This window comes from Atlantibacter sp. RC6, from assembly GCF_014193285.1.
Lineage (GTDB): Bacteria > Pseudomonadota > Gammaproteobacteria > Enterobacterales > Enterobacteriaceae > Atlantibacter.
On sequence record NZ_JACHZE010000002.1, the window covers coordinates 214,421 to 235,239 of the forward strand.

22 protein-coding genes are annotated in these 20,819 nt (G+C 53.6%); 6 read left to right on the forward strand and 16 right to left on the reverse strand.

The annotated features are described in order from the left end of the window. The first annotated feature begins 109 nt into the window (after positions 1–109). The 6 genes from FHW74_RS06010 to FHW74_RS06035 all read left to right on the forward strand — a co-directional run bounded on the left by FHW74_RS06010 (position 110) and on the right by FHW74_RS06035 (position 5,214). On the forward strand, positions 110–409 hold the full coding sequence (locus FHW74_RS06010; protein WP_183169611.1) for a hypothetical protein: 300 nt from the start codon (positions 110–112) through the stop codon (positions 407–409). A 4-nt stretch (positions 410–413) separates the two neighbouring features. Next, a complete protein-coding gene (locus FHW74_RS06015; protein WP_183169612.1) occupies positions 414–626 on the forward strand; it encodes a hypothetical protein in 213 nt (70 codons plus the stop codon). 414 nt (positions 627–1,040) lie between these two features. Next, positions 1,041–2,270 carry a PocR ligand-binding domain-containing protein gene (locus FHW74_RS06020; protein WP_183169613.1) on the forward strand — a complete coding sequence of 410 codons (1,230 nt, stop codon included), beginning with the start codon at positions 1,041–1,043 and terminating at the stop codon, positions 2,268–2,270. A 17-nt stretch (positions 2,271–2,287) separates the two neighbouring features. Further along, positions 2,288–3,352, forward strand: a complete 1,065-nt coding sequence (locus FHW74_RS06025; RefSeq protein ID WP_183169614.1) for an AraC family transcriptional regulator — start codon at positions 2,288–2,290, stop codon at positions 3,350–3,352. A gap of 119 nt (positions 3,353–3,471) precedes the next feature. Beyond that, positions 3,472–4,623: a propanediol utilization system methionine adenosyltransferase GrpR gene (gene grpR, locus FHW74_RS06030; RefSeq protein ID WP_183169615.1), complete on the forward strand. Its 1,152-nt coding sequence runs from the start codon at positions 3,472–3,474 to the stop codon at positions 4,621–4,623. Positions 4,624–4,668: 45 nt separating this feature from the next. Continuing rightward, positions 4,669–5,214, forward strand: coding sequence for a BMC domain-containing protein (locus tag FHW74_RS06035; RefSeq protein ID WP_183169616.1), 546 nt, complete (start codon positions 4,669–4,671; stop codon positions 5,212–5,214). 112 nt (positions 5,215–5,326) lie between these two features. On the opposite strand, the gene grpO is transcribed toward FHW74_RS06035, so the two are convergent. The 16 genes from grpO to fbpC all read right to left on the reverse strand — a co-directional run bounded on the left by grpO (position 5,327) and on the right by fbpC (position 20,805). Continuing rightward, complete coding sequence (gene grpO, locus FHW74_RS06040) at positions 5,327–6,232, reverse strand: propanediol utilization system permease GrpO (protein WP_183169617.1); 906 nt, start codon at positions 6,230–6,232, stop codon at positions 5,327–5,329. Between the two features lie 146 nt (positions 6,233–6,378). After that, entirely contained in the window at positions 6,379–7,296 is a 918-nt protein-coding gene (grpN, locus tag FHW74_RS06045) for a glycyl radical diol dehydratase-activating enzyme GrpN (protein WP_183169618.1), read from the reverse strand. Positions 7,297–7,404: 108 nt separating this feature from the next. Beyond that, complete coding sequence (gene grpM, locus FHW74_RS06050) at positions 7,405–9,957, reverse strand: glycyl radical diol dehydratase GrpM (protein WP_183169619.1); 2,553 nt, start codon at positions 9,955–9,957, stop codon at positions 7,405–7,407. A gap of 48 nt (positions 9,958–10,005) precedes the next feature. Further along, positions 10,006–10,581, reverse strand: coding sequence for a DJ-1/PfpI family protein (locus tag FHW74_RS06055; RefSeq protein WP_183169620.1), 576 nt, complete (start codon positions 10,579–10,581; stop codon positions 10,006–10,008). A 10-nt stretch (positions 10,582–10,591) separates the two neighbouring features. Next, positions 10,592–10,891, reverse strand: a complete 300-nt coding sequence (gene grpK / locus FHW74_RS06060; RefSeq protein ID WP_122927243.1) for a propanediol utilization system shell hexameric protein GrpK — start codon at positions 10,889–10,891, stop codon at positions 10,592–10,594. A gap of 23 nt (positions 10,892–10,914) precedes the next feature. Next, a complete protein-coding gene (gene grpJ / locus FHW74_RS06065; protein ID WP_183169621.1) occupies positions 10,915–12,435 on the reverse strand; it encodes a propanediol utilization system aldehyde dehydrogenase GrpJ in 1,521 nt (506 codons plus the stop codon). 60 nt (positions 12,436–12,495) lie between these two features. Further along, positions 12,496–13,281, reverse strand: a complete 786-nt coding sequence (gene grpI / locus FHW74_RS06070; RefSeq protein WP_183169622.1) for a propanediol utilization microcompartment protein GrpI — start codon at positions 13,279–13,281, stop codon at positions 12,496–12,498. Between the two features lie 21 nt (positions 13,282–13,302). Further along, the gene (grpH, locus tag FHW74_RS06075) at positions 13,303–13,584 is read right to left on the reverse strand and encodes a propanediol utilization system shell hexameric protein GrpH (protein ID WP_002438304.1); all 282 of its coding nucleotides are present in this window, start codon (positions 13,582–13,584) and stop codon (positions 13,303–13,305) included. Positions 13,585–13,870: 286 nt separating this feature from the next. Further along, on the reverse strand, positions 13,871–15,067 hold the full coding sequence (tdcD, locus tag FHW74_RS06080; RefSeq protein WP_183169623.1) for a propionate kinase: 1,197 nt from the start codon (positions 15,065–15,067) through the stop codon (positions 13,871–13,873). A gap of 32 nt (positions 15,068–15,099) precedes the next feature. Further along, positions 15,100–15,597, reverse strand: a complete 498-nt coding sequence (locus FHW74_RS06085; RefSeq protein ID WP_183169624.1) for a heme-binding protein — start codon at positions 15,595–15,597, stop codon at positions 15,100–15,102. A gap of 35 nt (positions 15,598–15,632) precedes the next feature. After that, positions 15,633–15,905, reverse strand: coding sequence for a propanediol utilization microcompartment vertex protein GrpE (gene grpE, locus FHW74_RS06090; RefSeq protein ID WP_122927237.1), 273 nt, complete (start codon positions 15,903–15,905; stop codon positions 15,633–15,635). Positions 15,906–15,916: 11 nt separating this feature from the next. Further along, on the reverse strand, positions 15,917–16,633 hold the full coding sequence (locus tag FHW74_RS06095; protein WP_183169625.1) for a flavoprotein: 717 nt from the start codon (positions 16,631–16,633) through the stop codon (positions 15,917–15,919). Between the two features lie 4 nt (positions 16,634–16,637). Further along, positions 16,638–17,462 carry an ethanolamine utilization protein EutJ gene (gene eutJ, locus FHW74_RS06100; protein WP_183169626.1) on the reverse strand — a complete coding sequence of 275 codons (825 nt, stop codon included), beginning with the start codon at positions 17,460–17,462 and terminating at the stop codon, positions 16,638–16,640. Beyond that, the gene (locus tag FHW74_RS06105) at positions 17,455–18,147 is read right to left on the reverse strand and encodes a phosphate propanoyltransferase (RefSeq protein ID WP_183169627.1); all 693 of its coding nucleotides are present in this window, start codon (positions 18,145–18,147) and stop codon (positions 17,455–17,457) included. Before FHW74_RS06105 ends, eutJ begins: the two co-directional genes overlap by 8 nt. 139 nt (positions 18,148–18,286) lie before the next feature. Further along, on the reverse strand, positions 18,287–19,405 hold the full coding sequence (locus tag FHW74_RS06110; protein WP_183169628.1) for a 1-propanol dehydrogenase PduQ: 1,119 nt from the start codon (positions 19,403–19,405) through the stop codon (positions 18,287–18,289). A gap of 356 nt (positions 19,406–19,761) precedes the next feature. Further along, entirely contained in the window at positions 19,762–20,805 is a 1,044-nt protein-coding gene (fbpC, locus tag FHW74_RS06115; protein WP_183169629.1) for a ferric ABC transporter ATP-binding protein, read from the reverse strand. Between the last annotated feature and the right edge of the window lie 14 nt (positions 20,806–20,819).

Here is a 20,819-nt window from a genome sequence, read left to right on the forward strand (position 1 = left end):
AAAGTTTCCAGATAACAGGTATCTTATACCTGTTTGGCGGGCGCTGATGCCTGCTGGCGGTAAGCGTACATCGTGTTTGCTTACCCGCTGAGTATTTTGGAGAGGTTCCATGTTTCATCCTAAACAAAGTAGCCTGCCTGCTTTGATTTCACGCATGCTGGCTAAAGGCATTGGTTCGCTGCTGAGCACACTTATCCGTCATCCGTTGGTAACGGGGGCAATGCTGCTGGTTTATCTGGGAGCGGCTCACCCGGCAAATATTGAACGTCTGCAATTAGCCATTTCTGCCAACGATTTTCCGGAAACCGCCCTCGGCGCGCTGATATTCTCCGCGCTGCTGATGGCCGTGATTTACGCCATTGTCCTTTTTGCTCGTCAGATCCTGACGGCGTTGCGCAACGACGAGTAATGCCATGAAATCTCAGGGACTTGCACTGATCATCGGCACCGTGGTGTTAATCAATGCCGCCAGCTCCCATGCACGCACATCATCGGGAACGGTTCGTCTACTGGCGGGGCTGCATGCTGCCAGAGCGTCGTTGCCGCCCTGGAAATTCTGGCCCGGCGGGCCACGTCGCGCCGTGCTACCGCAGCGTAGACGTCCCCGGGTAGTACAGGGCAGCTAAACACCATTTAACGGGCGCGTGAAGCGCCTTTTTTAATGACTTTATTACAGGATTGCGAGCTGGATTCCCGTTTATCGCTGACTGAAATATTGCTGTCAGGCTCCTGCCTGCTAATATATTACCCGTTATGCTTATGCCGCTATTAATGTTAACCAGCAAATGGAAAGCCTTATTCTGTCACGTTAGTGGTTCACATTAAAATAATCCCTAAGCTAAACTTTTTGATTGTTATTAAGATTAATCCAATCGACAAATAATTACCTTTTTTCGTTACATTCAAACAACATCAAACATAGGTCATTAACATGATTTTTAATGCGTATTTTTGTTGCCGTGACCCATTTCAATATTTTTTTGCGCCAGATCGCTTATTTTTAAATATGCGATAATGCTTTAAAGATGCAGGCTGAAAGTATGATAAATAAATACAAATTACATGAGTTTTTGGATGTAAAACGCCTTCAGACCCTGCAGGACAACTTTTCAAAATCGATGATGATCGCGCTGGTAGTGGTGGATGAGAATGGCGTCCCGGTCACTAAGCCCAGCGGTTTTTCAGACTTCTGCGCGCGTTCGCGTCTCAACCCGACGCTGGCGCACCACTGTTATGAAAGCGACAACGCCGGCGGACGTGCCGCGATGCATGCCCGTGAGCCGGTGGTCTATCGCTGCTACTGCGGTTTTGTCGAATTCGCCGTCCCGATCATGATTAACGATCATTATCTCGGCGCGTTTATTTCCGGCCAGGTCAAAGTCGAAGAAGAGAAAGAGCAAAGTATTCCGTATATCCTGAATAATAATGAAGTCTGGGAAGAGAATCCGTGGTTAATTAATTTACACCAGAATACGCGTCGCATGCCGTATGACCGTTTTGAATCTACCGCCTCGACGTTATTGCACGTATCGTCTTATCTGGTCGAGCAGGCGCATGCCAATAATATCCAACGTGAATTGCGTAAAAAAGATCTTGAACTGACCAATGAATTAAGAAAACGCGTAGAGATCGAGCGCTCATTACATGACGCCGAATTTAAAGCGCTCTCTTACCAGATAAACCCGCACTTTTTATTTAACGTATTAAATACCATTGGCCGGTTAGCTTTTCTGGAAGATGCGCAGCGCACCGAAACCATGGTGCACGATTTCTCTGACATGATGCGTTATCTGTTACGTAAAAATAATCACGGCCTGATTACGCTGCGTAATGAAATGAATTACGTCAACAGTTATATGTCGATCCAAAAAGTACGCATGAGCGACCGCTTCGATTACCTGTGCGATATCCCGGAGAAATATCTGGATGTGGTTTGCCCGTTTTTAATCCTGCAACCGTTGGTGGAAAACTTCTTCAACTACGTGGTAGAGCCACGCGACAGCAGTAGCCATCTGCTGATCCGCGCCACGGACGACGGCCAGGATGTGATTATCGAAGTCACCGATAACGGTGACGGCATCGCGCCGGATGCCATCAACCGTATTTTGTCAGGCGACCAAAATCTGCAAAAAGGCAGCATTGGCATTAACAACATAAAAAATAGATTGAAGCTGTTATTTGGCGAAAGCTATGGCCTGGAAATCATGAGCCCTAACAAACCCAGGATGGGTACAACCATTAAACTTCGGTTCCCGATGCTGGAAGCCTGATATCAGGAAGAGGACATATGTTTAACATTGTTATCGTTGAAGATGAGCCCATCGAATTAGAATCCCTGCGACGGATTATTTCCCAGTGCGTGGAAAACGCGGTGATCCATGAAGCCTCAACCGGTAAAAAAGCGATTCAGTTGATCGACCAGTTGAGTCAAATCGACATGATCTTCGTGGACATTAATATTCCGTTGCCGAATGGCAACCAGGTGATTGAATACCTTAAGAAAAAAAACAGTGATACCAAAGTCATCGTCACCACAGCCAATGACGACTTTGATATCGTGCGCAGCATGTACAACCTCAAAGTGGATGATTACCTGCTCAAACCGGTGAAAAAAAGCATCCTGACCGACACCATCAAAAGAACCCTGGCGTTTGACGAAGGAGACAATGAAAAATCCCGCGCCCTGAAGCAAAAAGTGTTCGCCATGATAGACAATTGCGATTATGCCCAATGGCACAGCTTGATTTTTGACACCATCAACGGCGCCTGTCCGGTGGATATGATGGAAGAAGACAAGCGCAAAAACGTAACCGATTTTCTGGAAATCGTTAGCCAGTATATGACCGCGCAAGGGGAAAAATTAGCGCCAACCAACCGAAAAATCGCCGCGTTGATCAAAGACATCAACCAGTATGGCGTGATGGAAAGCCGCTATTTCCGCATCATGATCAGCCTGCTGACCATTAGCGAAGAACTGTTTGATTACGCTTTCAAGAGTTACTCCGGCAATATCGATTTTATTGAACGGGCGAAATTCCATATTGAGAAAAATATTCTCAGAAACCTGACGCTCGATGACGTGGCGGCAAAATCGTTTGTCAGCTCCTGCTATCTGAGCCGCGCCTTCAAGAAAATTACCGGCATCGGGTTTTCAAACTATATTGCCACACGCAAAATCGCTATCGCCAAATCGTTGTTGCAGTTCAGCGACTTAAAAGTGAATACCATAGCGCTGGAGCTAGCATACCAGGACTCAAACTATTTTTGCCGCATCTTCAAAAAAGAGACCGGCATGGCCCCCTCTGATTATCGGAAAGTCGTGACCCCCGGGGATTACGCGGCGATGGCGTGATTTTGCGCTGGCCCGATAATGAAAACAAAATAGTCCAACACGCCCGCAAGATAGTTTACGCCCACTTGTCTGGTTGCCCCCTAAGATAGGAATAAACCTTCCAGACAAGTGGCCTCGCTTTGAACGATTACCTGTTTACCTCCGAATCCGTTGCCGAAGGGCATCCTGATAAAATGGCGGACCAAATTTCCGACGCCATTCTGGATGCTATTCTCCTGCAGGACCCGTGGGGCAAGGTTGCCTGCGAATGCCTGGTGAAAACCGGCGTCGCTATTGTCGCAGGAGAAATCTCTACCTATGCGACAGTCGATATCGAGCAGATTGTCCGCAACACCATTAAAGAGATTGGCTATGACCATTCGCGACTGGGGTTTGATGGCAACACCTGCGGCGTATTGAACATTCTCGGCAAGCAGTCCGTAAATATTGCTGACGGCATTCGCGGCCACTCGCTGGAAGAACTGGGCGCGGGCGATCAGGGCATCACCTTCGGTTACGCCTGTGACGAAACGCCGGAGCTGATGCCCGCCACGCTGGTTTACGCCCATCGTCTGATGGAGCGCCAGGCGCAGTTGCGCAAATCCCAACGGCTGCCTTTTTTACTCCCCGATGCCAAAAGCCAGGTCACCCTGCGCTATCAGGATAACCGCGTTCATTCGGTAGATACCGTTGTGGTTTCTACCCAACACAGCCCGGACGTTTCGCTGGAGACGCTACGAGAAGCGGTCATTGAAGAGATCGTCAAACCCGTGATGCCGTCGCGCTGGATCACGCCGCAAACCCGCTTTCTGGTCAATCCGGCAGGCAGTTTTGTGATTGGCGGGCCGGTGGGCGACTGCGGGCTAACGGGCCGGAAAATTATTGTCGATACCTACGGCGGTGCAGCCTGCCACGGCGGCGGTGCGTTTTCCGGCAAAGACCCATCCAAGGTTGATCGTTCCGCCGCTTACGCGGCTCGCTATGTGGCGAAAAATATCGTCGCCGCCGGGCTAGCCTCACGCTGTGAAGTCCAGCTGGGATGGGCCATCGGCCTGCCCCGCCCCGTTTCCGTCCGGATTAATACCTTCGGTACGCAAACCGTGTCCTCTGAGGCGTTGCAGCAAGGCGTTAACCGCCATTTTGACCTTAGCGTGTTTGGCATCATTACTATGCTCGACCTGCTGGTCCCCCGCTATCGTAAAACGGCCTGCTATGGCCACTTTGGTCGCGACAGCTTTCCGTGGGAAGTCACGGACAAAGCGGCGCTATTACGCGAAGACGTTGGACGTTAAGCCGACGACGCGCAGCACAATTGAATTTATCTACAGGAGAAGTGTATGTCCGGGCAAAGTTTAGGCTTAATCGAAACCGTCGGAATGGCAGCGGCGGTAGAAGCCGCCGATGCCGCCATGAAATCCGCGAATGTGAGTCTGGTAGGCTATGAGTTAACCAAAGGCGGCGGGATGGTAACCGTGAAGCTGGAAGGTGAAGTGGGCGCGATTAACGCGGCGGTTGCGGCAGCCATCAGCGCGGCAAGCCGGGTTGGTGAGGTGTATGCCCATAAAGTGATCGCCCGCACCGCGCAGCATATCGAGCATATTATTCACTCTAAAGAGACCGTCGGCGTCGCGCAGCCTGAACCTGATGCGCCCGCTACAGAGCCAGCGTCGCAGGCTGCTGAGGCGCCTTCACAGTCAATCCCGGTGGTGAACCTGGATACGTCAACCAGCGCATCCTGCATGGATGTCGTCGATGACGCGCCCCAGTCCGTAGCGCAGGAACCACAACCTAAACTCAGTACAGAAAACGTTGAACCGGCAAAACCTGAAGCGCCACAGGAAGTGACAAAGAAAAGCCCCCGTCCCGGTGGCAAGAAAAGATAACGAAACCGCTACGATACTGCCGCGATAAATATTCTCTTATCGCGGCTTTTTTATGCCTGAGAGATAACAAAAAGCCAGCAGGCATAACCTGCTGGCTGGTTACAGGGCGGGATTAAAACAGAGGAACCAGCGTAAATAAACCCATGGTCGCCAGCAGGTTGATCGCCGTGGTCATAATGGCAATGGCCATCGCCGGCGGATCAATATGGGTATCGCCGTGGATCAGGAAGATACGCGACATCAGTTCACCCAACAATGCACAAATTATGCCGACGATAGCCGCCCAAATCAGGCTTCCTGACAACACCGCTACCAGCGCAGCAGGCAGCGCAATATGATGTGACACCGGTACTTGCGTGTTGAAGTGCAGGAAAATCAGCGAGAACGCGGAAATCCCAAACGCCAGCAGCGCGCCATTGCCGCCAAACTTCAGGCTTAAAAAACCGGCCATCAGACCAATACCCAGGCCCAGTACAGACAGCTGCGGAATGCGGCTATGGTAAGGCATCCAGCACTTATCTTGCGGCGGATAGCAGTGACGAATACCCTGTTCCGGTTTGCCAAACAGGCCCGTTTTGCCGAAAACCAGACGCGAGACCACGCCAGAGATCACGACAGTCAGCGCCACGGTATCGGTCCAGGCATTACCGGACGGGAAAGCCGGGATTTGGTTGAGCCCCCAGGCGATGATATAACCGCCCGCGCCGAAAACCCCGCCTACCAGCAGCACATCGTAAGCCGCCAGACCGCTCAGCCCGGCAGTGATATCGCGCCCGGAACCCAGTTTGCCCTTCTTCGCTGCATACGCCGTTGCCGCCACCCCTGCGGCAAAGCCGCCGGTATGCGGGCCAAACAGTCCAAACGGGAAAGTAATAAAGTCCGATGGCGCGCCGGTAATAATTTGCACTACCGCCATCGCGATAACCAGAAGCCCAACGAATTCAAACGCCGCCAGCGCGCCAACAGCTGCGCCAAATATACCGCCGCCGAAGGCAACTAAAATATCTAAGCTATTCATCTAGCTTACCTCTGTAATTGGATTAAATTAAATGACAAGATAAAAAATGCAGACTGGCTCCAGATTTTTATAATTGAAATAATATTCATGCGTAACAAATAAAAAAGCGCAGCACTTTTTTTTCCGCGCTCTGATGACGTTATTAATTAACCGCCGATATGGCAGTTAAAGCCTAAGGATTCCACCGTTGCTTTTAACGTTGCCATTTTGGCTTCTTCAATACTTTTTGCATCGCCCATCGGATACTGGCGGCCCAGCAAGTTATATTTATTTTCACCGAAGCTGTGATAAGGCAATAGGTGAATGGTATCGACGTTTTGCATCAGGCGGGCGAATTCCGCGATATTATGGATTTCTTGCGGGTTGTCATTCACGCCGGGGATCACCGGGATACGCACCACCACTTTGGTTAAAAAGGATATGCGCAGCAAGTTTTCCAGAATCACGCTGTTATTCACGCCGGTGTTGCGTTCATGGATTTCCGGATCGATGGCTTTGATATCGGTCAACGCCAGATCGACATAGGGAAACACCTCATCTATCACCGCTTTGGTGGTAAAGCCGGTCGTTTCAATGGCGGTGTGCCAGCCTTTGGCTTTACAGGCCTTAAGCAGCTCACGGGCAAATTCCGGCTGCGCCAGCGGTTCGCCGCCGGACAGGGTAATCCCGCCGCCTGAACGACGGTATAAATTCTCTTCTTTTTCCAGTTCGCGCATTACTGCCGTTACCGACATACGCTTGCCCTTCATTTCCAGCGCGCGGGTCGGGCAAACTTCGGTACATTTACCACACTGAATGCAGCGGTCACGATCGATAAACCAGGCATTACGGGTGGAAAGCGCTTGCTGCGGACACGTCTCAATACATTTTCCACAGCGGATGCAATCATTCTTTTTAAATAATAATTCTGGCTGTGGACGTTGTGATTCCGGATTACTACACCATTTGCAGGATAGCGGGCAGCCTTTAAAAAAAGGAATGGTGCGAATGCCCGGGCCATCATGCAAAGAATAGCGTTGAATATTAAATATGACGCCTTCGGTTTCGTACTCAACTTTATTCATAACATCACTCTATATTTGCCAGATGACTTACCCTTTCAGGTAAAAATAAAAACCAGAAGTCGTGGAGAAAGTTACGGGCTATGTATTGCGACATAGCCCGTTTGGTATTTACGACAATTGTTGCTCAGTACGGCTGATGATGTCGTCCTGAACTTCTTTCGCCAGCACCACCCACTGGGCGCTATAACCCGCTACGCGTACCACCAGATCCTGATGTTGCTCAGGATTTTTCTGGGCTTCGATCAGGGTATTGCGGTCGATAACGTTAAACTGAACGTGCATCCCTTTCTTATCGAAGTAGTTACGCACCAGGCCGCTGAAGTTACGCAGACCGTTCTCGCCAGCCAAAGAAGACGGCAGGAATTTCTGGTTATAGAGCGTACCGTTGGAGGCGATAAAGTGGTCCAGCTTGGCAACCGAGTTGGCTGCGGCTGTTGGGCCAAGAGTATCTTTACCCTGACGTGGAGATACGCCATCCGCCAGCGGCTCTTTCGCCAGACGGCCATCCGGCAGTGCGGCAACGTCTTTACCAAACAGCACGTTTGCAGACACCGGATAGATACCGGCCTGGAACTGGCCGCCGCGCGGGTTGGTATATTTTTCAACTTCCTGGCAGTAGATCAGCGCACATTTACGCGCCACTAAATCCACATCATCAATGTCGTTACCGAAGCACGGCGTGTTCTCCAGGATACGACGGATCTCTTCGTGACGGGACATAGTGCCGGATTGCACCGGTGCTGCACTGCCAGAGGTCAACTGGCGATACACTTCGTTTTTAATCGCCGTGGGATCCAGCGCGCCATGCTGCTCAATGATGCGTTTTACTACGTCGTAGATATCCTGCTCGTTGAGTGAGGATTTGGCCGCCGGGGTGTGCGGATTTGCGCCAACCGGGTAACCAAAGTTGGCATCCAGCGCGCTTTTCAGTTCGCTCAGAGAGAGTTTGCGGTCTTCGAATACCTGTTTCTGGATGGCATAGACGGAGTCGCCGGTATCGGCTACGCCGAATGCCTGCGGTCCCGTAAAGTTGTAAATTGCGCCGCCTTCCTGCAGCGATTTACCGCGACCGATACAGTCGTCGACCAGTGCTGACAGGAACGGCAGCGGGCAACGTTCGCCGTGAGCAATATCCACGCTGTTACAGGCTTCCACCAGTTGATGAACGAAGTGCGCCATCTGTTTCTGGAACGCGGTGTAGAAGTCGTCCATGCTGGTGTACTGAGTCAGCTCGCCAGTTACCGGGCCCAGTTGTTTATTGCCAACGCGACCGTTGTTCAGGGTAATTTCCAGCACTTTGGCGACGTTAAAGAACGCAGCGTCATGCCAGCCTTCGGTGCGGTGCGGCGCCTGCGGCTCTACGCAGCCGATGATGCAATAATCACGCGCGTCACGCAGCGAAACGCCACGGTTTTGCAGTGCCGGGATGATCACTTCATCGTTATACATCGCTGGCACGCCCAGACCCATACGCACCAGTTCGCAAGCGCGATACAAGAACGCATCCGGCGTACCCTGCCATACGCGAATAGAGAAGGAGGGCTGCGGCAGACGCACGTGCGCGGTCGCTTCCATACACATGTAGCTCAGGTCGTTAGTCGCATCGCGACCATCTTCGGTCTGACCGCCACAGCACAGGTTCTGGAATACCGCATAACCGGCAAACGCCTGGGCAGAGACTTCGTCACGGGTTTTGTTGATGTCGTTAAGCTTGATCCAGCAGCAATCCACCAACTCCTGGGCGAATTCGCGCGAGATGGATTTGTCCGCCGCCAGGTACGGATACATATACTGGTCGAAACGGCCCGGGGAGATAGAGTGGCCACTGGATTCGATCTGCAGCATGCTCTGGATAAACCAGAAGGTCTGGCACGCTTCCCAGAATGTGGTCGCGCCGTATTCCGGTACGCGAGTACAGTTTTGAGCGATTTGCTCCAGTTCGCGTTTACGGGTCGGGTTACTCTCCTGCTGCGCCAGGCGGGACGCTTCTTCCGCGTACCGATGGGCGAAACGGATCGCCGCGTTGTAGCTAATCAGCACCGCGTTATAGAACTGCTCTTTCTTGATATAACCTGGCTCGGTGCGATCTAACGCTTCCAGCGCGCGGCTGACTTCATTGATGATGCCGCGGAAACCGATTTTCAGCACCTTACCGTAGTCGACGCTGACGTGGCCAACGCCGCCGAAGAAGTAGTTGCCAACGGTAAATACGCCGCTCGCCATACTCTCTTTGGTGCCTTCAGACATGTAAGACGCCGCCAGAGAACTGGTGGTTTTACCCGGCCAGTATTTGAACGCTTCATGCAGATCCTGGGCGGTCTTTTTCGGGATAATGAACGGGTCGGCGATACGGTGTTCCATAGTCTCGAACTCTTTTTCCACCCAGTCGTAGGAGAACTCAGGGCAGATTTCAGTCGAGCGAGGATTAATGGTTACCGCGCCAACGATTAATTCATCCGGGCGGATCGTCACCGGTAATTGATTAAAGATTTTTTCAACCACTTTTGCGCGGCGCATAATCGCCGGCAGCTGTTCTGTTTCTTTATATGCTTCGGTTGCCAGTACTGCGCGTTCTGATTCCACATACGGCTTCGCCGTCAGGATCATATTTTTCAGTCTTACAACACGGTCAGTCGGATTAGAAAAGCCTTTCTCTAACATATAAAACTCCCGAATATATTTTGTTAACCTTGCGGCGATGCCGGGGTATTAATGAATAATGCTGGTACCTGTTTGAGTAATAAAGTGACGTAATATTGCCGGATGTCCCATCCAGGTGGTCGCAGTAATTAAATTACCATCCACGACGACCTCATCATCTGCGGCAGTGACCCACAGACCGCCTGCCATCTCCACCTCGGGTTTCACCGTAAAATATCCTGTCAGTTTCCTGCCTTTTAATACCCCCGCAGCGGCCAGAATTTGTGGACCATGACAAATTGCAGCAACAGGTAATGAAAAATTCATCGCATAATGCACAATATTCAGAACCGATTTATTTAATCGCAGGTATTCTGAGGAACGCCCGCCTGAAATATAAATGCCGCAATATTCCTGTAACCTTATTTCATCAAATGATGCGGTTAATCTAAAAAGGTGGCCGGGTTTTTCGGTGTACGTCTGGTCACCTTCAAAATCATGAATCGCGGTTTTAATAAACTCGCCGGTTCGTTTACCCGGACACACTACATCCACTCTGAAACCTAACATGCTTAATGCCTGCCATGGCACCATGACTTCATAGTCTTCAGAGAAATCGCCTGCGATAAGTAATATCTTCTTCATAAGCGAACTCTCAAAACTGGTTGTCGTCTTCCTCAATTATTCGCATGGCTTCATGCACCGCCGCGACTTCGCCAAATATGGCCAGGGTGGTGATGTGCTGAGGGCAACTGCCAAAGATTTCCGATACCACCACATTGGCGCTTTTGCTGGCTACGTCGGCATAAAAATAGAGATCCGGAACCGGCAGCATTAACAAACCAATGGCGTCGATGCGAATCAAATCCAGACGCGAACGAAACTCCCCAGGCATACGCCGTTTCAACATGGCCAGGATATCCGGGGTCGGCGCGTTTATGATTCGTTTTTTCATCTTTGAGTTACCCTTCGCGATGGTTAGCGAATATTCAGCGCTTCAACCATTACACAGCGACGCTGACGTGCAAACGCACGCGCTGATGTAAGCCCTTCGCCGGTCGGTCCGGCAATCGTAAAGGTGGCATGCCCTTCGCCACCCACCCCCAGCCCCGCATAAGAGGGACCATTTTTAACAAAGATGGTGGTCTGGATCAGGCGCGCCATTTTGGTCAGTTTTTCGACGTTGGTAGAGTGCATAATCGCGGTATGGCGATTGCCGTGCTCCACTTTCACCGCCAGCTCGATGGCTTCATCCACGTTGTCGACGCGCACCACCGGCAGGACCGGCATCATCAGTTCGTGCACCACGAAAGGATGGGTCTTCTCAGTCTCAATTAAGATGACTTTAATATCGTCGCCAACCGTGATCCCCAGCTGTTGCAGGATGTAGCGCGCATCTTTGCCGACAAAGGCGGTATTCGGCCCGGTACCTTTTTCGTTAAGCACCAGCGACTGCAGCTGCTGAATCAACTTCTTATCGCACAGCAGATAGGCACCGCTTTTCTTCATGCAGTGAATCAGATAGTCCGCCACCTGGTTCACCACGATCACTTCTTTTTCCGCCACGCACGGCAGGTTGTTGTCAAAGCTACAGCCTTTAATGATGTCGCGGGCTGCTTTTTCAATATCCGCCGTTTCGTCTACCACCGCTGGCGGGTTACCTGCGCCTGCGCCAATCGCTTTCTTACCGGACGACATCACGGTTTTCACGATGGCCGGACCGCCGGTCGCCACCAGCATGTTAATGCGCGGGTCGTTGATCAGGGCGTTGGTGTTGTCGATAGACGGTTTGGTCACCGTCACCACCATGTTCGCCGGCGCGCCCAACTGGGCGAGCTTGTTGTTAATCAGCTCAACCGCGTACAGCGACACTTTGCGCGAGCGCGGATGTGGACTGAACACGACGGTGTTACCTGCCGCCAGCATGCCAATGCTGTTGTTGATGATGGTTTCAGTCGGGTTAGTTGTTGGCGTAATCGAACCAATCACCCCGAACGCGGAGTATTCGATCAGCGTTAAGCCGCCGTCTCCGGTAACCGCGCTAGTGGCCAGGTCTTCAAGACCTGGCGTTTTCAGCGCTGCGACGCGGTTTTTAATCAGTTTGTCCTCGTAATTACCCATACCGGTCTCTTCCACCGCCATACGGGAAATGGCGCACAGCACGTCTTCCTGCAGGAAAACATCCCGAATGCCATTGATAAACGAGGCGCGGTCTTGCATAGAACAGTGGCGATACTGCACCTGCGCCAGGACGGCGGCGGAAATTGCCTCATCCATGGTATCGAATGCGCCGGTGCCCGCGTTCGCTACCTGAGACGTTGCACAGGCGGCGCGCCCGGAGGACTGCTGCGCCAGCGCCTTAGCGACGATTTCATCCAGCCCGTCGACCCGCGCCGTTGCTGACGTGGCGGGAGCCGCTGCCGGAGCCGCATCCGGTGTTGCTTTGGTGAATTTGCTCAGAATGGTCGAGACAGCCTGAGCGATTTCAATATCATTCATCTTTAAATTCCTTACTACTCTTCCTCTGCTGACCGCGTCGCGCGCGTCGTCACCCGATGCTTAGATATACGGCGTCGTGGTGGATTTAATTTCCGCCGGATCTAACGTGGAGAGCAGTTGCAGACCGACTTCACGCGCGGCAATCACCGCCTGGCGTACCGCACCGGAATCACCGGAGAAGGTAAAGATCACTTCGTTACTGAAGCTGGTGCCTTTCGACGGGCTGGCATAACCCACCGGGTCAATCACAGCGGATTTCGCCGCAGCGTCGGCAATCACCAGGCCAATCGCCGCAGGCGAGGCGCAGGTCATCCCAAAGGATTTGCCGATCGGCGCGCCCAGCGCTTTGTTCAGCGCATAGCTGGCACGTGCGGTGTACTGGAATTCCAGGTGACCGGCTGGCGAGCCATAAACGTCGCCCATGGTGCGTTCAATTTCAGACAGCGCCACTTCAACCGCACGTCTGACGTCGGAAACATCAGATGCGCCGAAAATAATTAAGCAACCGTGTCCGCCACCGCCTTCGGTATCACGGGCCAGCTCAATAGAAATAATTTCGCTGTTGGTTGCTTTAATCGCTTCATCAGCCGCAAAAATATGCGGACCTGCGCCAGTGCGCGCGCCCAGAATACCGATAGAGCGATATTTCTTGTCGATATTCATGACTTCATGCAATTGATTATCGACATTGGCAATCACCAGGCCGATAGTGTGACCCAACGCAGTACCGACAAATTCCGTAATACCACAACCCGCGAAATTCGCTGCGGTTTTGGCTTTCGGTTGGGCGTCGGTTTGTTTATTCATTACGTCAGATATAATCTGCTCAACAAGATTATCTCTCATGATCAGTATCCTTTATTGTTATTAACCGACGGCCTTCGGCAGAATTTTTTCCACCTCAATGTGCGGGCGCGGAATAACGTGTACGGAGACCAGCTCGCCCACTTTACCCGCCGCGGCAGAACCTGCGTCAGTCGCGGCTTTCACGGCACCCACGTCGCCACGAACCATCACGGTCACCAGGCCGGAACCGATTTTTTCATAACCTACCAGGGTCACGTTGGCGGATTTCACCATGGTGTCTGCGGCTTCAATTGCAGAAACCAGGCCTTTCGTTTCAACCATTCCTAATGCTTCTTGTTGCATAACAACCTCGATATTTCCGATAGAAAGAAAACGTGCACAGAGGAATAGCAATCCACGGATTTACCCATGTGCGTTAATTATTGACTCATCATGATGCTAAAGTTATTCGGACAAAATGTTTTGCGCGCCAGCGGGACTATCTTGTTTTTGCCTCTGCCGAATCGACAATAAAATCCACCTGGGATCGGCAATAAAAGTCCTGATGTTGATGCGCCTTGCGCAAAATATTCCTCAGCCAAATAGCAATAATAATTACCGTTAAAGCGATCGCATTTTTGCTGATTCGTTACGCCGTACGGGCGATCTCTACGGCGTCCATGGCAATCATTTTTTCTTCATTGGTGGGGATGACGGCAATCTTCGTGGTGCCGGCTTTAGAAATCATGCCGCTGCGCCCGCCGAACAGCTGCTGGTTGCGTTCTTGATCCAGCGCCAGTCCCAGCGCCTGCAGGCGTTGCACGGTGAGTTCGCGGATCAGCGCCGAGTTTTCGCCAATGCCGCCAGTGAAAATCAGAGCGTCAAAGCGTTTCAGCGAGGTCACGTGGCCACCAATATGCCGCGCGAGACGATGCACCATCACATCGATGGCTAACGCTGCACGTTCGTGGCCTTCATCCCGCGCCTGTTGAAGGGTGCGGCAGTCGCTGGATAAGCCGGAAATCCCCATCAGGCCGGACTGGTTATTGACCATTTTGTACAGCGCGTCGATTGTTTGCCCGGTGCACTTCGCCAAATAGGCGGCGGCACCGAAATCAAGATCCCCGCAGCGCGTCCCCATCACCAATCCTTCCAGCGGAGTCATGCCCATTGAGGTGTCGACGCTCGCGCCGTTTTGCACCGCGCACAGCGATGAACCGTTGCCCAGGTGGGCAATCACGATGCCGTGATCCGCCGGGTCGAGATCCAGTGCGTCCAGCGCCTCGGCGGCGATGTAGCGATGAGACGTCCCGTGAAAGCCGTATCGCCGCACCTGATAATCCTGCTGGTACTCCAGCGGGATCGCATAGGTGTAAGCCGCCGGAGACAGGGTCTGGTGGAACGCGGTATCGAACACCGCAATCTGCGGCAGCGCGGGCAGCAGTGCGCGCGCCGCTTCAATGCCGATCAGGTTGGCAGGGTTATGCAACGGGGCCAGCGCCGACAGCGCGCGGATTTTTTCTATTACCTCGTCGGTCACCAGCACCGAGCTTTTGAAATCGCTGCCGCCGTGCGCCACACGGTGCCCAATGGCGCTGATGGTTGCCAGCAGTTGCTGCTCGTCGAGCTTCGCGAACAGCACTTTGAGCGCATGCTGATGGCTGGCGTCGTCCAGCGCGACGGTGGATTTATGACCATCGCGGTCTTTGAACGTCATGACGGCCTGATCAATGCCCAGCCGCTCCGCCATGCCCGACAGCAACGGCTGATCGGCATCCTGGGGAATAACGGAGAATTTCATTGATGAGGAACCACAGTTAATCACTAATACACAAGCTAAGGACATGATGACCCCTGAAATGGACTGCGATAAAAAAATTAACGGGTTGTTGCGAGGGGATAACGCAGCGCGCTAAACCGCGCCAGCGCCTGGCGGGCGATGAGCATATCTTCCTCAACGCTGCCGCCGCTGATGCCAATGCCGCCGAGCAAACGCCCGCCCGACCAGCAGGGAAAACCACCGCCAAAGCAGCAGATATCTTTTTCTTTCTCAAGGCCGTACAAATCACCGCCCGGCTGCACCAGGGTTGCCAGTTCATGGGTGGGCATTTTGAGCGCCACTGCGGTCCAGGCCTTTTGTGGCGCCAGGGTATGGCTGACCAACAGGGCGTTATCCATGCTGAAGAAAAACCGCTGCTGGCCGCAGGCATCCACCAGACTAAAAACGATCGGCACATCGCAGGCCAGGGCCGCTTCCCGGGCCAGCTTCGCCAGCAGTTCGCTGTCGTCCAGGCTCAGGGACATCCGGCGTTCCGGCAGTTGCGTGGCGATAGCCTCGTTAATCCAGTTGTCGAGCGAAGCCTCATTCACAGACATAACTATTCCTCAACGTGTCCTCAACGTTCGCGCCGTTATTTACCGTTAAGTTCGAGTGAGTCAACGATGCCCACCACGGCGGCGTCAATCACCGAGTGATCTTTGCTGTTGCTCATCCGCGCCGAACTGCCGGTGGTGACAATCACAATTTCGCCATTGCCCGCGCCAACCGTATCGACTGCCACCTGGGCATGGCCGGTCGGCTGATAGTTTTCATCGAGGCGCGCCACCATCAGCAGTTTCGAGCCATTCAGCGAGGCGTGTTTAGTGGTGGAAACCAGTGCGCCAGTGACTTTTGCGAGGTACATATTTCCTCCGGCTATCCGTGGATAACGGTGAGATTGCGCCGCTGAATTTCATCTCTGGCGGCAGGGGTAATCAGCGTATTGCCCTCAACGCGCAGCGCTGAACCGGTCGCCAGCAGGCGGATATCGCGCAGGGTGATTAAGCGTTTTTTACCGGCCACCGGCAGGGTAGCGACGGATGCGGATTGGCTTAGCGGCAACGGGCTGGCGTGGGCCGCGCGTTTGCCCGAGAGCGCAATACCATAGCTCTCCAGGGCCTGTGCGTACCCTTCCAGACGGGCCAGCAACGGCAGCGGAAGCGTGCTGTCAACACACTGCGGATGCAGCGTGGCGATGACCTGTTTACGGTGCTGTAACGCCTGAAATACCGCTTCACAAGCCAGATTATCGCGAATGCCCAGCGCAATTTTGCTCATGCTGTTAACAGAGAGCGCAGGCAGATAGAGCGCCTCATAGTGAGGCGGCGATCGGTCAAATCCGGCGCGAGAGCCGCGCTGGCGTAACGCATCCACACAGGCGGATTTCAGCGCTGACTGGCTGGCGCTGTGAGAAAAACTGATCCACAGCTGATAGCCCGCCTGCTCAAGCGCCGCGAGGCAACTCAGTGTTTCCGGCAGCGAGGAGATATCCTCTCCGGTCACCACCACGCGGACATTTTTCTGCGTGACGGACTGCGCCAACAATTCGGCGATTACGCGGTCCAGCAGTTGCGATAAGGTCTGGCTGTCCATTGCTTTACCCCTGGCCCGCATTCATGGCGATGCCTAACGGCGTGACTAATAGCGGCTCCACCGAAGGAATGACATTTTTACCGGTTTGCTTGCTGAACACGGCGGCAAACTGGCTGAAGCTGCTGGCGCCGCCAACCAAATAAACATTTTTTACCCGCTGGGAAGCGAGCCATCCCGACACCAGGCTGGCCATTTTCTGGGCCACCGGCAGCACCAGGGTAAAGACCTGCGCTTCCTGCGCCGGGTCTTTTTTCATCTCTTCCGCCTCGGCATAGGGCAGACCCAGCGCGCCCGCGATCACCAGCGTCATATGGCTGCCGCCGGTGGGCTCGTCGGCGCTGAACGTGACTTTGCCGCTTTTCAGAATGCTCATGCCGGTGGTGCCGCCCCCCACGTCCACCACCGCGCCGTTTTTGATATTCAATGCGCTGGCGGCGGCGACCGGTTCATCAAGCACCCGGGTCACGGTAAAGCCTGCCGATTCCACCACGTTGACGATCACTTTGGTGTTGCCTTCAGAGATCCCAGGCGGGATTGCGGTCGCCGCGCGATCCAGCGGGCGGCCCAATTTCTGTTCAAGAATTTGTTTGAGACGCGTCACTACCCGACTGGCGGTCAGGTAATCCACCACCACACCATCTTTCACCACGCTGGAGGGGTACGTTACCCCTGCCACCGGCTGGTTATCTTCATCCACCACCACGATGGCAATATTGGCGGTGCCAAGATCCACACCCACCTTCAACGCGCCGGTGCAGGGCCGACATTCGCCGCTGTCAATCAGCGCAGCCAGTTCGTGCAAACGGCGGTTTTCGGGGCTGTCAGCCATGGCGCATGTCCTGTTTAATGCCGCGAACGGTATCGCCGTTACGCAAGCCGAAGCCGTTGGCCTCTTCCACATCGATATGCAGTTCCAGCACCGCATCCGCCGTGACGCGCACGACCACGTGGCTGAGCACGCCGCCGCGCGGGCCTTGGGTTTGCACGTCGATTTCCATCCCATCACGCAAGCCGTGCAGTTCAGCTTCTTCGGGCGAAATATGGATATGACGCCAGGCGACAATCATGCCGTTGTGTTTCACCACCCGCCCTTTTGGACCGATGATTTCAATGCCCGGCGAATCCAGCAGATCCCCCGACATCCGCACCGGCGCTTTCGCGCCCAGCGCAAAGCCGTCGGCCACAGAAATCTCTACCTGCGTGGTATTACGCAGCGGCCCTAACACGCGCACTTTGCTGAGCTCACCTTTTGGCCCGCGCAGCGTCACCATCTCTTCGGCGGCATACTGGCCGGGCTGTTTCACCGCTTTAAAACGGGTCAACGTCGAGCCGTAGCCAAACAAAATGTCCATATCCTCACGGCACAGATGCACATGGCGGTTGGACACCCCTACCGGGATATCCAGCGCGGCGGGGCTGGCGGCAGGCGCAGGGGGTGTCGGGCTTTTCCTGGCGGCGAGTTCCTGCAGGATTTGTTGGGTGATCCACTCGGCTTGTTGTTCGGTGTAATTCATAACGGGTACGACCTGATTATTGGGTTATCGCTTGGGTACTGGACGTCTGTTAATCAGGATAAGGAGTAACGACGCCCGGTTTTTGTTTATCAGCAGGACTTTTTTGACCGCTTCACGAAGGCTGGACAAAGTTGTCCAGCTAGCCGGTGATCTGGTCGATCAGCCCTTCGAGGTCATGCGCCGTCGCCTGGCGCGGGTTGGACGCCGTGCAACCATCAGCCAGCGCCGAGTTCACCAGTGCGCTGCGCAATTTGGCGATTTTCGCGCGGTCGATGCCCAGTTCGCTGAGCGTGGCGGGGATGCCGAAATGACGATTGATCTGACGGATAGCCTGGGTCATCAACATGATGGCCTGCTCGGGTATTGCATGGTCAATACCCATAATCTGCGCGCAGCGGTGGTAGCGATCGCGGGTCGCGGCGCTCGCCTGTTTGCTGTTGAAATCAATCACAATCGGCAGCAGCATGGCGTTGATTTTGCCGTGTGGAATATGCAGCATCCCGCCGATGGCGTGAGCCATACCGTGTACCAGCCCAAGCCCCGCGGAGTTAAACGCCATGCCCGCCATACAAGAGGCGTTGTGCATATGGGTGCGCGCCGCAATGTCTTTTTCATCGTTGAACACCTGCGGCAGATAGCGCCAGGTCAATGCGATAGCCTTTTCCGCCAGCGCGTCGCTGAAGTCGTTTGCGCCTGTGGAGACAAAGGCTTCAATGGCATGGGTCAGCACGTCCATCCCGGTATCTACCGCCACAGAGCGCGGCACGGTTAACACCAGATTCGGGTCGAGAATGGCGATATCCGGCACCAGATGTTCAGAGATCAGCGGGTATTTGCGGCCATTTTGCGGATCGGAAATGATCGCATAAGCGGTGACTTCAGAGCCGGACCCGCTGGTGGTGGGAATGGCGATCAAATCAATATGATGATCGGCAAAATACTCTTCCAGCGTGACTTTGATCCCCTTAGCCGCGTCCAGTGACGATCCGCCGCCGAGGGCAATAATCACATCAGGCTTAAACGCTTTAAAACGCGCCGCGCCCGCGGTCAAAATATCGATATCCGGATCGGGTTTAACCTCGCCGAAAATACACACCGCTGCCTGCGGCATGTGATTGATCAAATAGCGAGTTTTACCCGATGACACCATAAAATCATCGGTCACGATGCCGACGCGTTTATCATTAAACTGGCTGAGCGACGTCATCGCCTGTTCGCCAAAATAGACTTCAGGGCAGGAAAAATAATAGCGGGCCATGGGCAACAACCTTAAGACTAAATACGATGCCGTTAACCTAACATGGTGATATTTCGAAGGGGCTGAGGATGTTTGTGCAGGTAAAGGATTATTTTGCGGTGTTGTTTTTGCCCCGGGCAAAAAAATCCTTTGACGATAAAAATAAAGCCGGCCCGGTATAGATGCAGGGAAATAAATTCCGAATCCGCACAAAAGTCACGTTCTGCCGCATTATCAACGGCAAACTGGAATAAAGTAGCCGTCAGTAAGATGTCTGGTAACAAGACGCAACAGGCCTCGTTTAACCCCGCCACTAAAGCGGGGTATTTTTTTGCGCCGCACTGTTACAGCAATTAATCTTTTCCTTCTCACTGGCTTCAGTTATTTTCCGCCAGCGCGAACATACCGTAAGGGTGGATTTGCAGATAATAGTGCTCGCCCACATCCGGCTGTAAACGCGTGGCGTTAACCTGCAACAAAATCTGCTGCCCGTGCCAGTCGACGATCACTTCATACTGCGGCCCCATATAAGCAACGTGACGAATCACGCAACGCTGGCTCTCTTCGCCGTGCGTGCCAAGGGTGATGGCCTCCGGACGCACGCCCACGGTGCCTTCGCCCATCGGCGCGATGTTCTCCGGGCGCGGCAGGCGGTAGCCGTAAATATCGACATAATCCGCGCCAAACTGCGCCGGGAACAGGTTGGCGTCGCCCATAAAACTCGCCATAAAGCGCGAGGCCGGTTGCCGGTACAGCGCCTGCGGCGAACCGATCTGCATGATGTGGCCTTTGTTCATCACCAGCACCGTATCCGACACCGCAAAAGCTTCGCTCTGGTCATGGGTGACATACAGCGAGGTAATGTTGAACTGCTTTTGCAGCTCGCGGATTTTATCGCGCATGCTGCGGCGCAGGTTGGCGTCAAGGTTACTCAGCGGCTCATCGAACAGCAGCACTTTTGGTTTGAGGATCAGAGCGCGAGCCAGCGCCACGCGCTGCTGCTGGCCGCCGGAAATCTGATCCACATAGCGATCTTCAAAGCCGTCGAGATCGACCATCGCCAGCGCCTCTTTCACCCGCTGTTTGATCTCGGCGCGCCCTACGCCGAGCATCTTCAGGCCATAGCCCACGTTTTCTCCCAGCGACATATGGGGAAACAGTGCGTAAGACTGGAACACCATACAGATATCGCGCTGTTGGATGGAGCGATGCGTCACATCCTCGCCGTCGATAAAGATCTGCCCTTCGCTGGGTTTTTCCAGCCCGGCCACCAGGCGCAGCACCGTGGTTTTGCCGCAGCCAGACGGCCCCAGCAGGGTGACCATCTCGCCGCGCGGGATCGCCAGATTGATGTTGTCGATCACGGTGTTATTGCCAAACCGTTTGGTGACATTACGTAATTCAACAAAATGATGCGTCATGGTTAAGCTCCGTG

Coding starts and splice junctions, on each gene's coding strand:
- FHW74_RS06010 (WP_183169611.1), top strand. CDS start 110: ATGTTTCATCCTAAACAAAGTAGCCTGCCTGCTTTGATTTCACGCATG.
- FHW74_RS06015 (WP_183169612.1), top strand. CDS start 414: ATGAAATCTCAGGGACTTGCACTGATCATCGGCACCGTGGTGTTAATC.
- FHW74_RS06020 (WP_183169613.1), top strand. CDS start 1,041: ATGATAAATAAATACAAATTACATGAGTTTTTGGATGTAAAACGCCTT.
- FHW74_RS06025 (WP_183169614.1), top strand. CDS start 2,288: ATGTTTAACATTGTTATCGTTGAAGATGAGCCCATCGAATTAGAATCC.
- FHW74_RS06035 (WP_183169616.1), top strand. CDS start 4,669: ATGTCCGGGCAAAGTTTAGGCTTAATCGAAACCGTCGGAATGGCAGCG.
- grpO (WP_183169617.1), bottom strand. CDS start 6,232: ATGAATAGCTTAGATATTTTAGTTGCCTTCGGCGGCGGTATATTTGGC.
- grpN (WP_183169618.1), bottom strand. CDS start 7,296: ATGAATAAAGTTGAGTACGAAACCGAAGGCGTCATATTTAATATTCAA.
- grpM (WP_183169619.1), bottom strand. CDS start 9,957: ATGTTAGAGAAAGGCTTTTCTAATCCGACTGACCGTGTTGTAAGACTG.
- FHW74_RS06055 (WP_183169620.1), bottom strand. CDS start 10,581: ATGAAGAAGATATTACTTATCGCAGGCGATTTCTCTGAAGACTATGAA.
- grpK (WP_122927243.1), bottom strand. CDS start 10,891: ATGAAAAAACGAATCATAAACGCGCCGACCCCGGATATCCTGGCCATG.
- grpJ (WP_183169621.1), bottom strand. CDS start 12,435: ATGAATGATATTGAAATCGCTCAGGCTGTCTCGACCATTCTGAGCAAA.
- grpI (WP_183169622.1), bottom strand. CDS start 13,281: ATGAGAGATAATCTTGTTGAGCAGATTATATCTGACGTAATGAATAAA.
- grpH (WP_002438304.1), bottom strand. CDS start 13,584: ATGCAACAAGAAGCATTAGGAATGGTTGAAACGAAAGGCCTGGTTTCT.
- tdcD (WP_183169623.1), bottom strand. CDS start 15,067: ATGTCCTTAGCTTGTGTATTAGTGATTAACTGTGGTTCCTCATCAATG.
- FHW74_RS06085 (WP_183169624.1), bottom strand. CDS start 15,597: ATGTCTGTGAATGAGGCTTCGCTCGACAACTGGATTAACGAGGCTATC.
- grpE (WP_122927237.1), bottom strand. CDS start 15,905: ATGTACCTCGCAAAAGTCACTGGCGCACTGGTTTCCACCACTAAACAC.
- FHW74_RS06095 (WP_183169625.1), bottom strand. CDS start 16,633: ATGGACAGCCAGACCTTATCGCAACTGCTGGACCGCGTAATCGCCGAA.
- eutJ (WP_183169626.1), bottom strand. CDS start 17,462: ATGGCTGACAGCCCCGAAAACCGCCGTTTGCACGAACTGGCTGCGCTG.
- FHW74_RS06105 (WP_183169627.1), bottom strand. CDS start 18,147: ATGAATTACACCGAACAACAAGCCGAGTGGATCACCCAACAAATCCTG.
- FHW74_RS06110 (WP_183169628.1), bottom strand. CDS start 19,405: ATGGCCCGCTATTATTTTTCCTGCCCTGAAGTCTATTTTGGCGAACAG.
- fbpC (WP_183169629.1), bottom strand. CDS start 20,805: ATGACGCATCATTTTGTTGAATTACGTAATGTCACCAAACGGTTTGGC.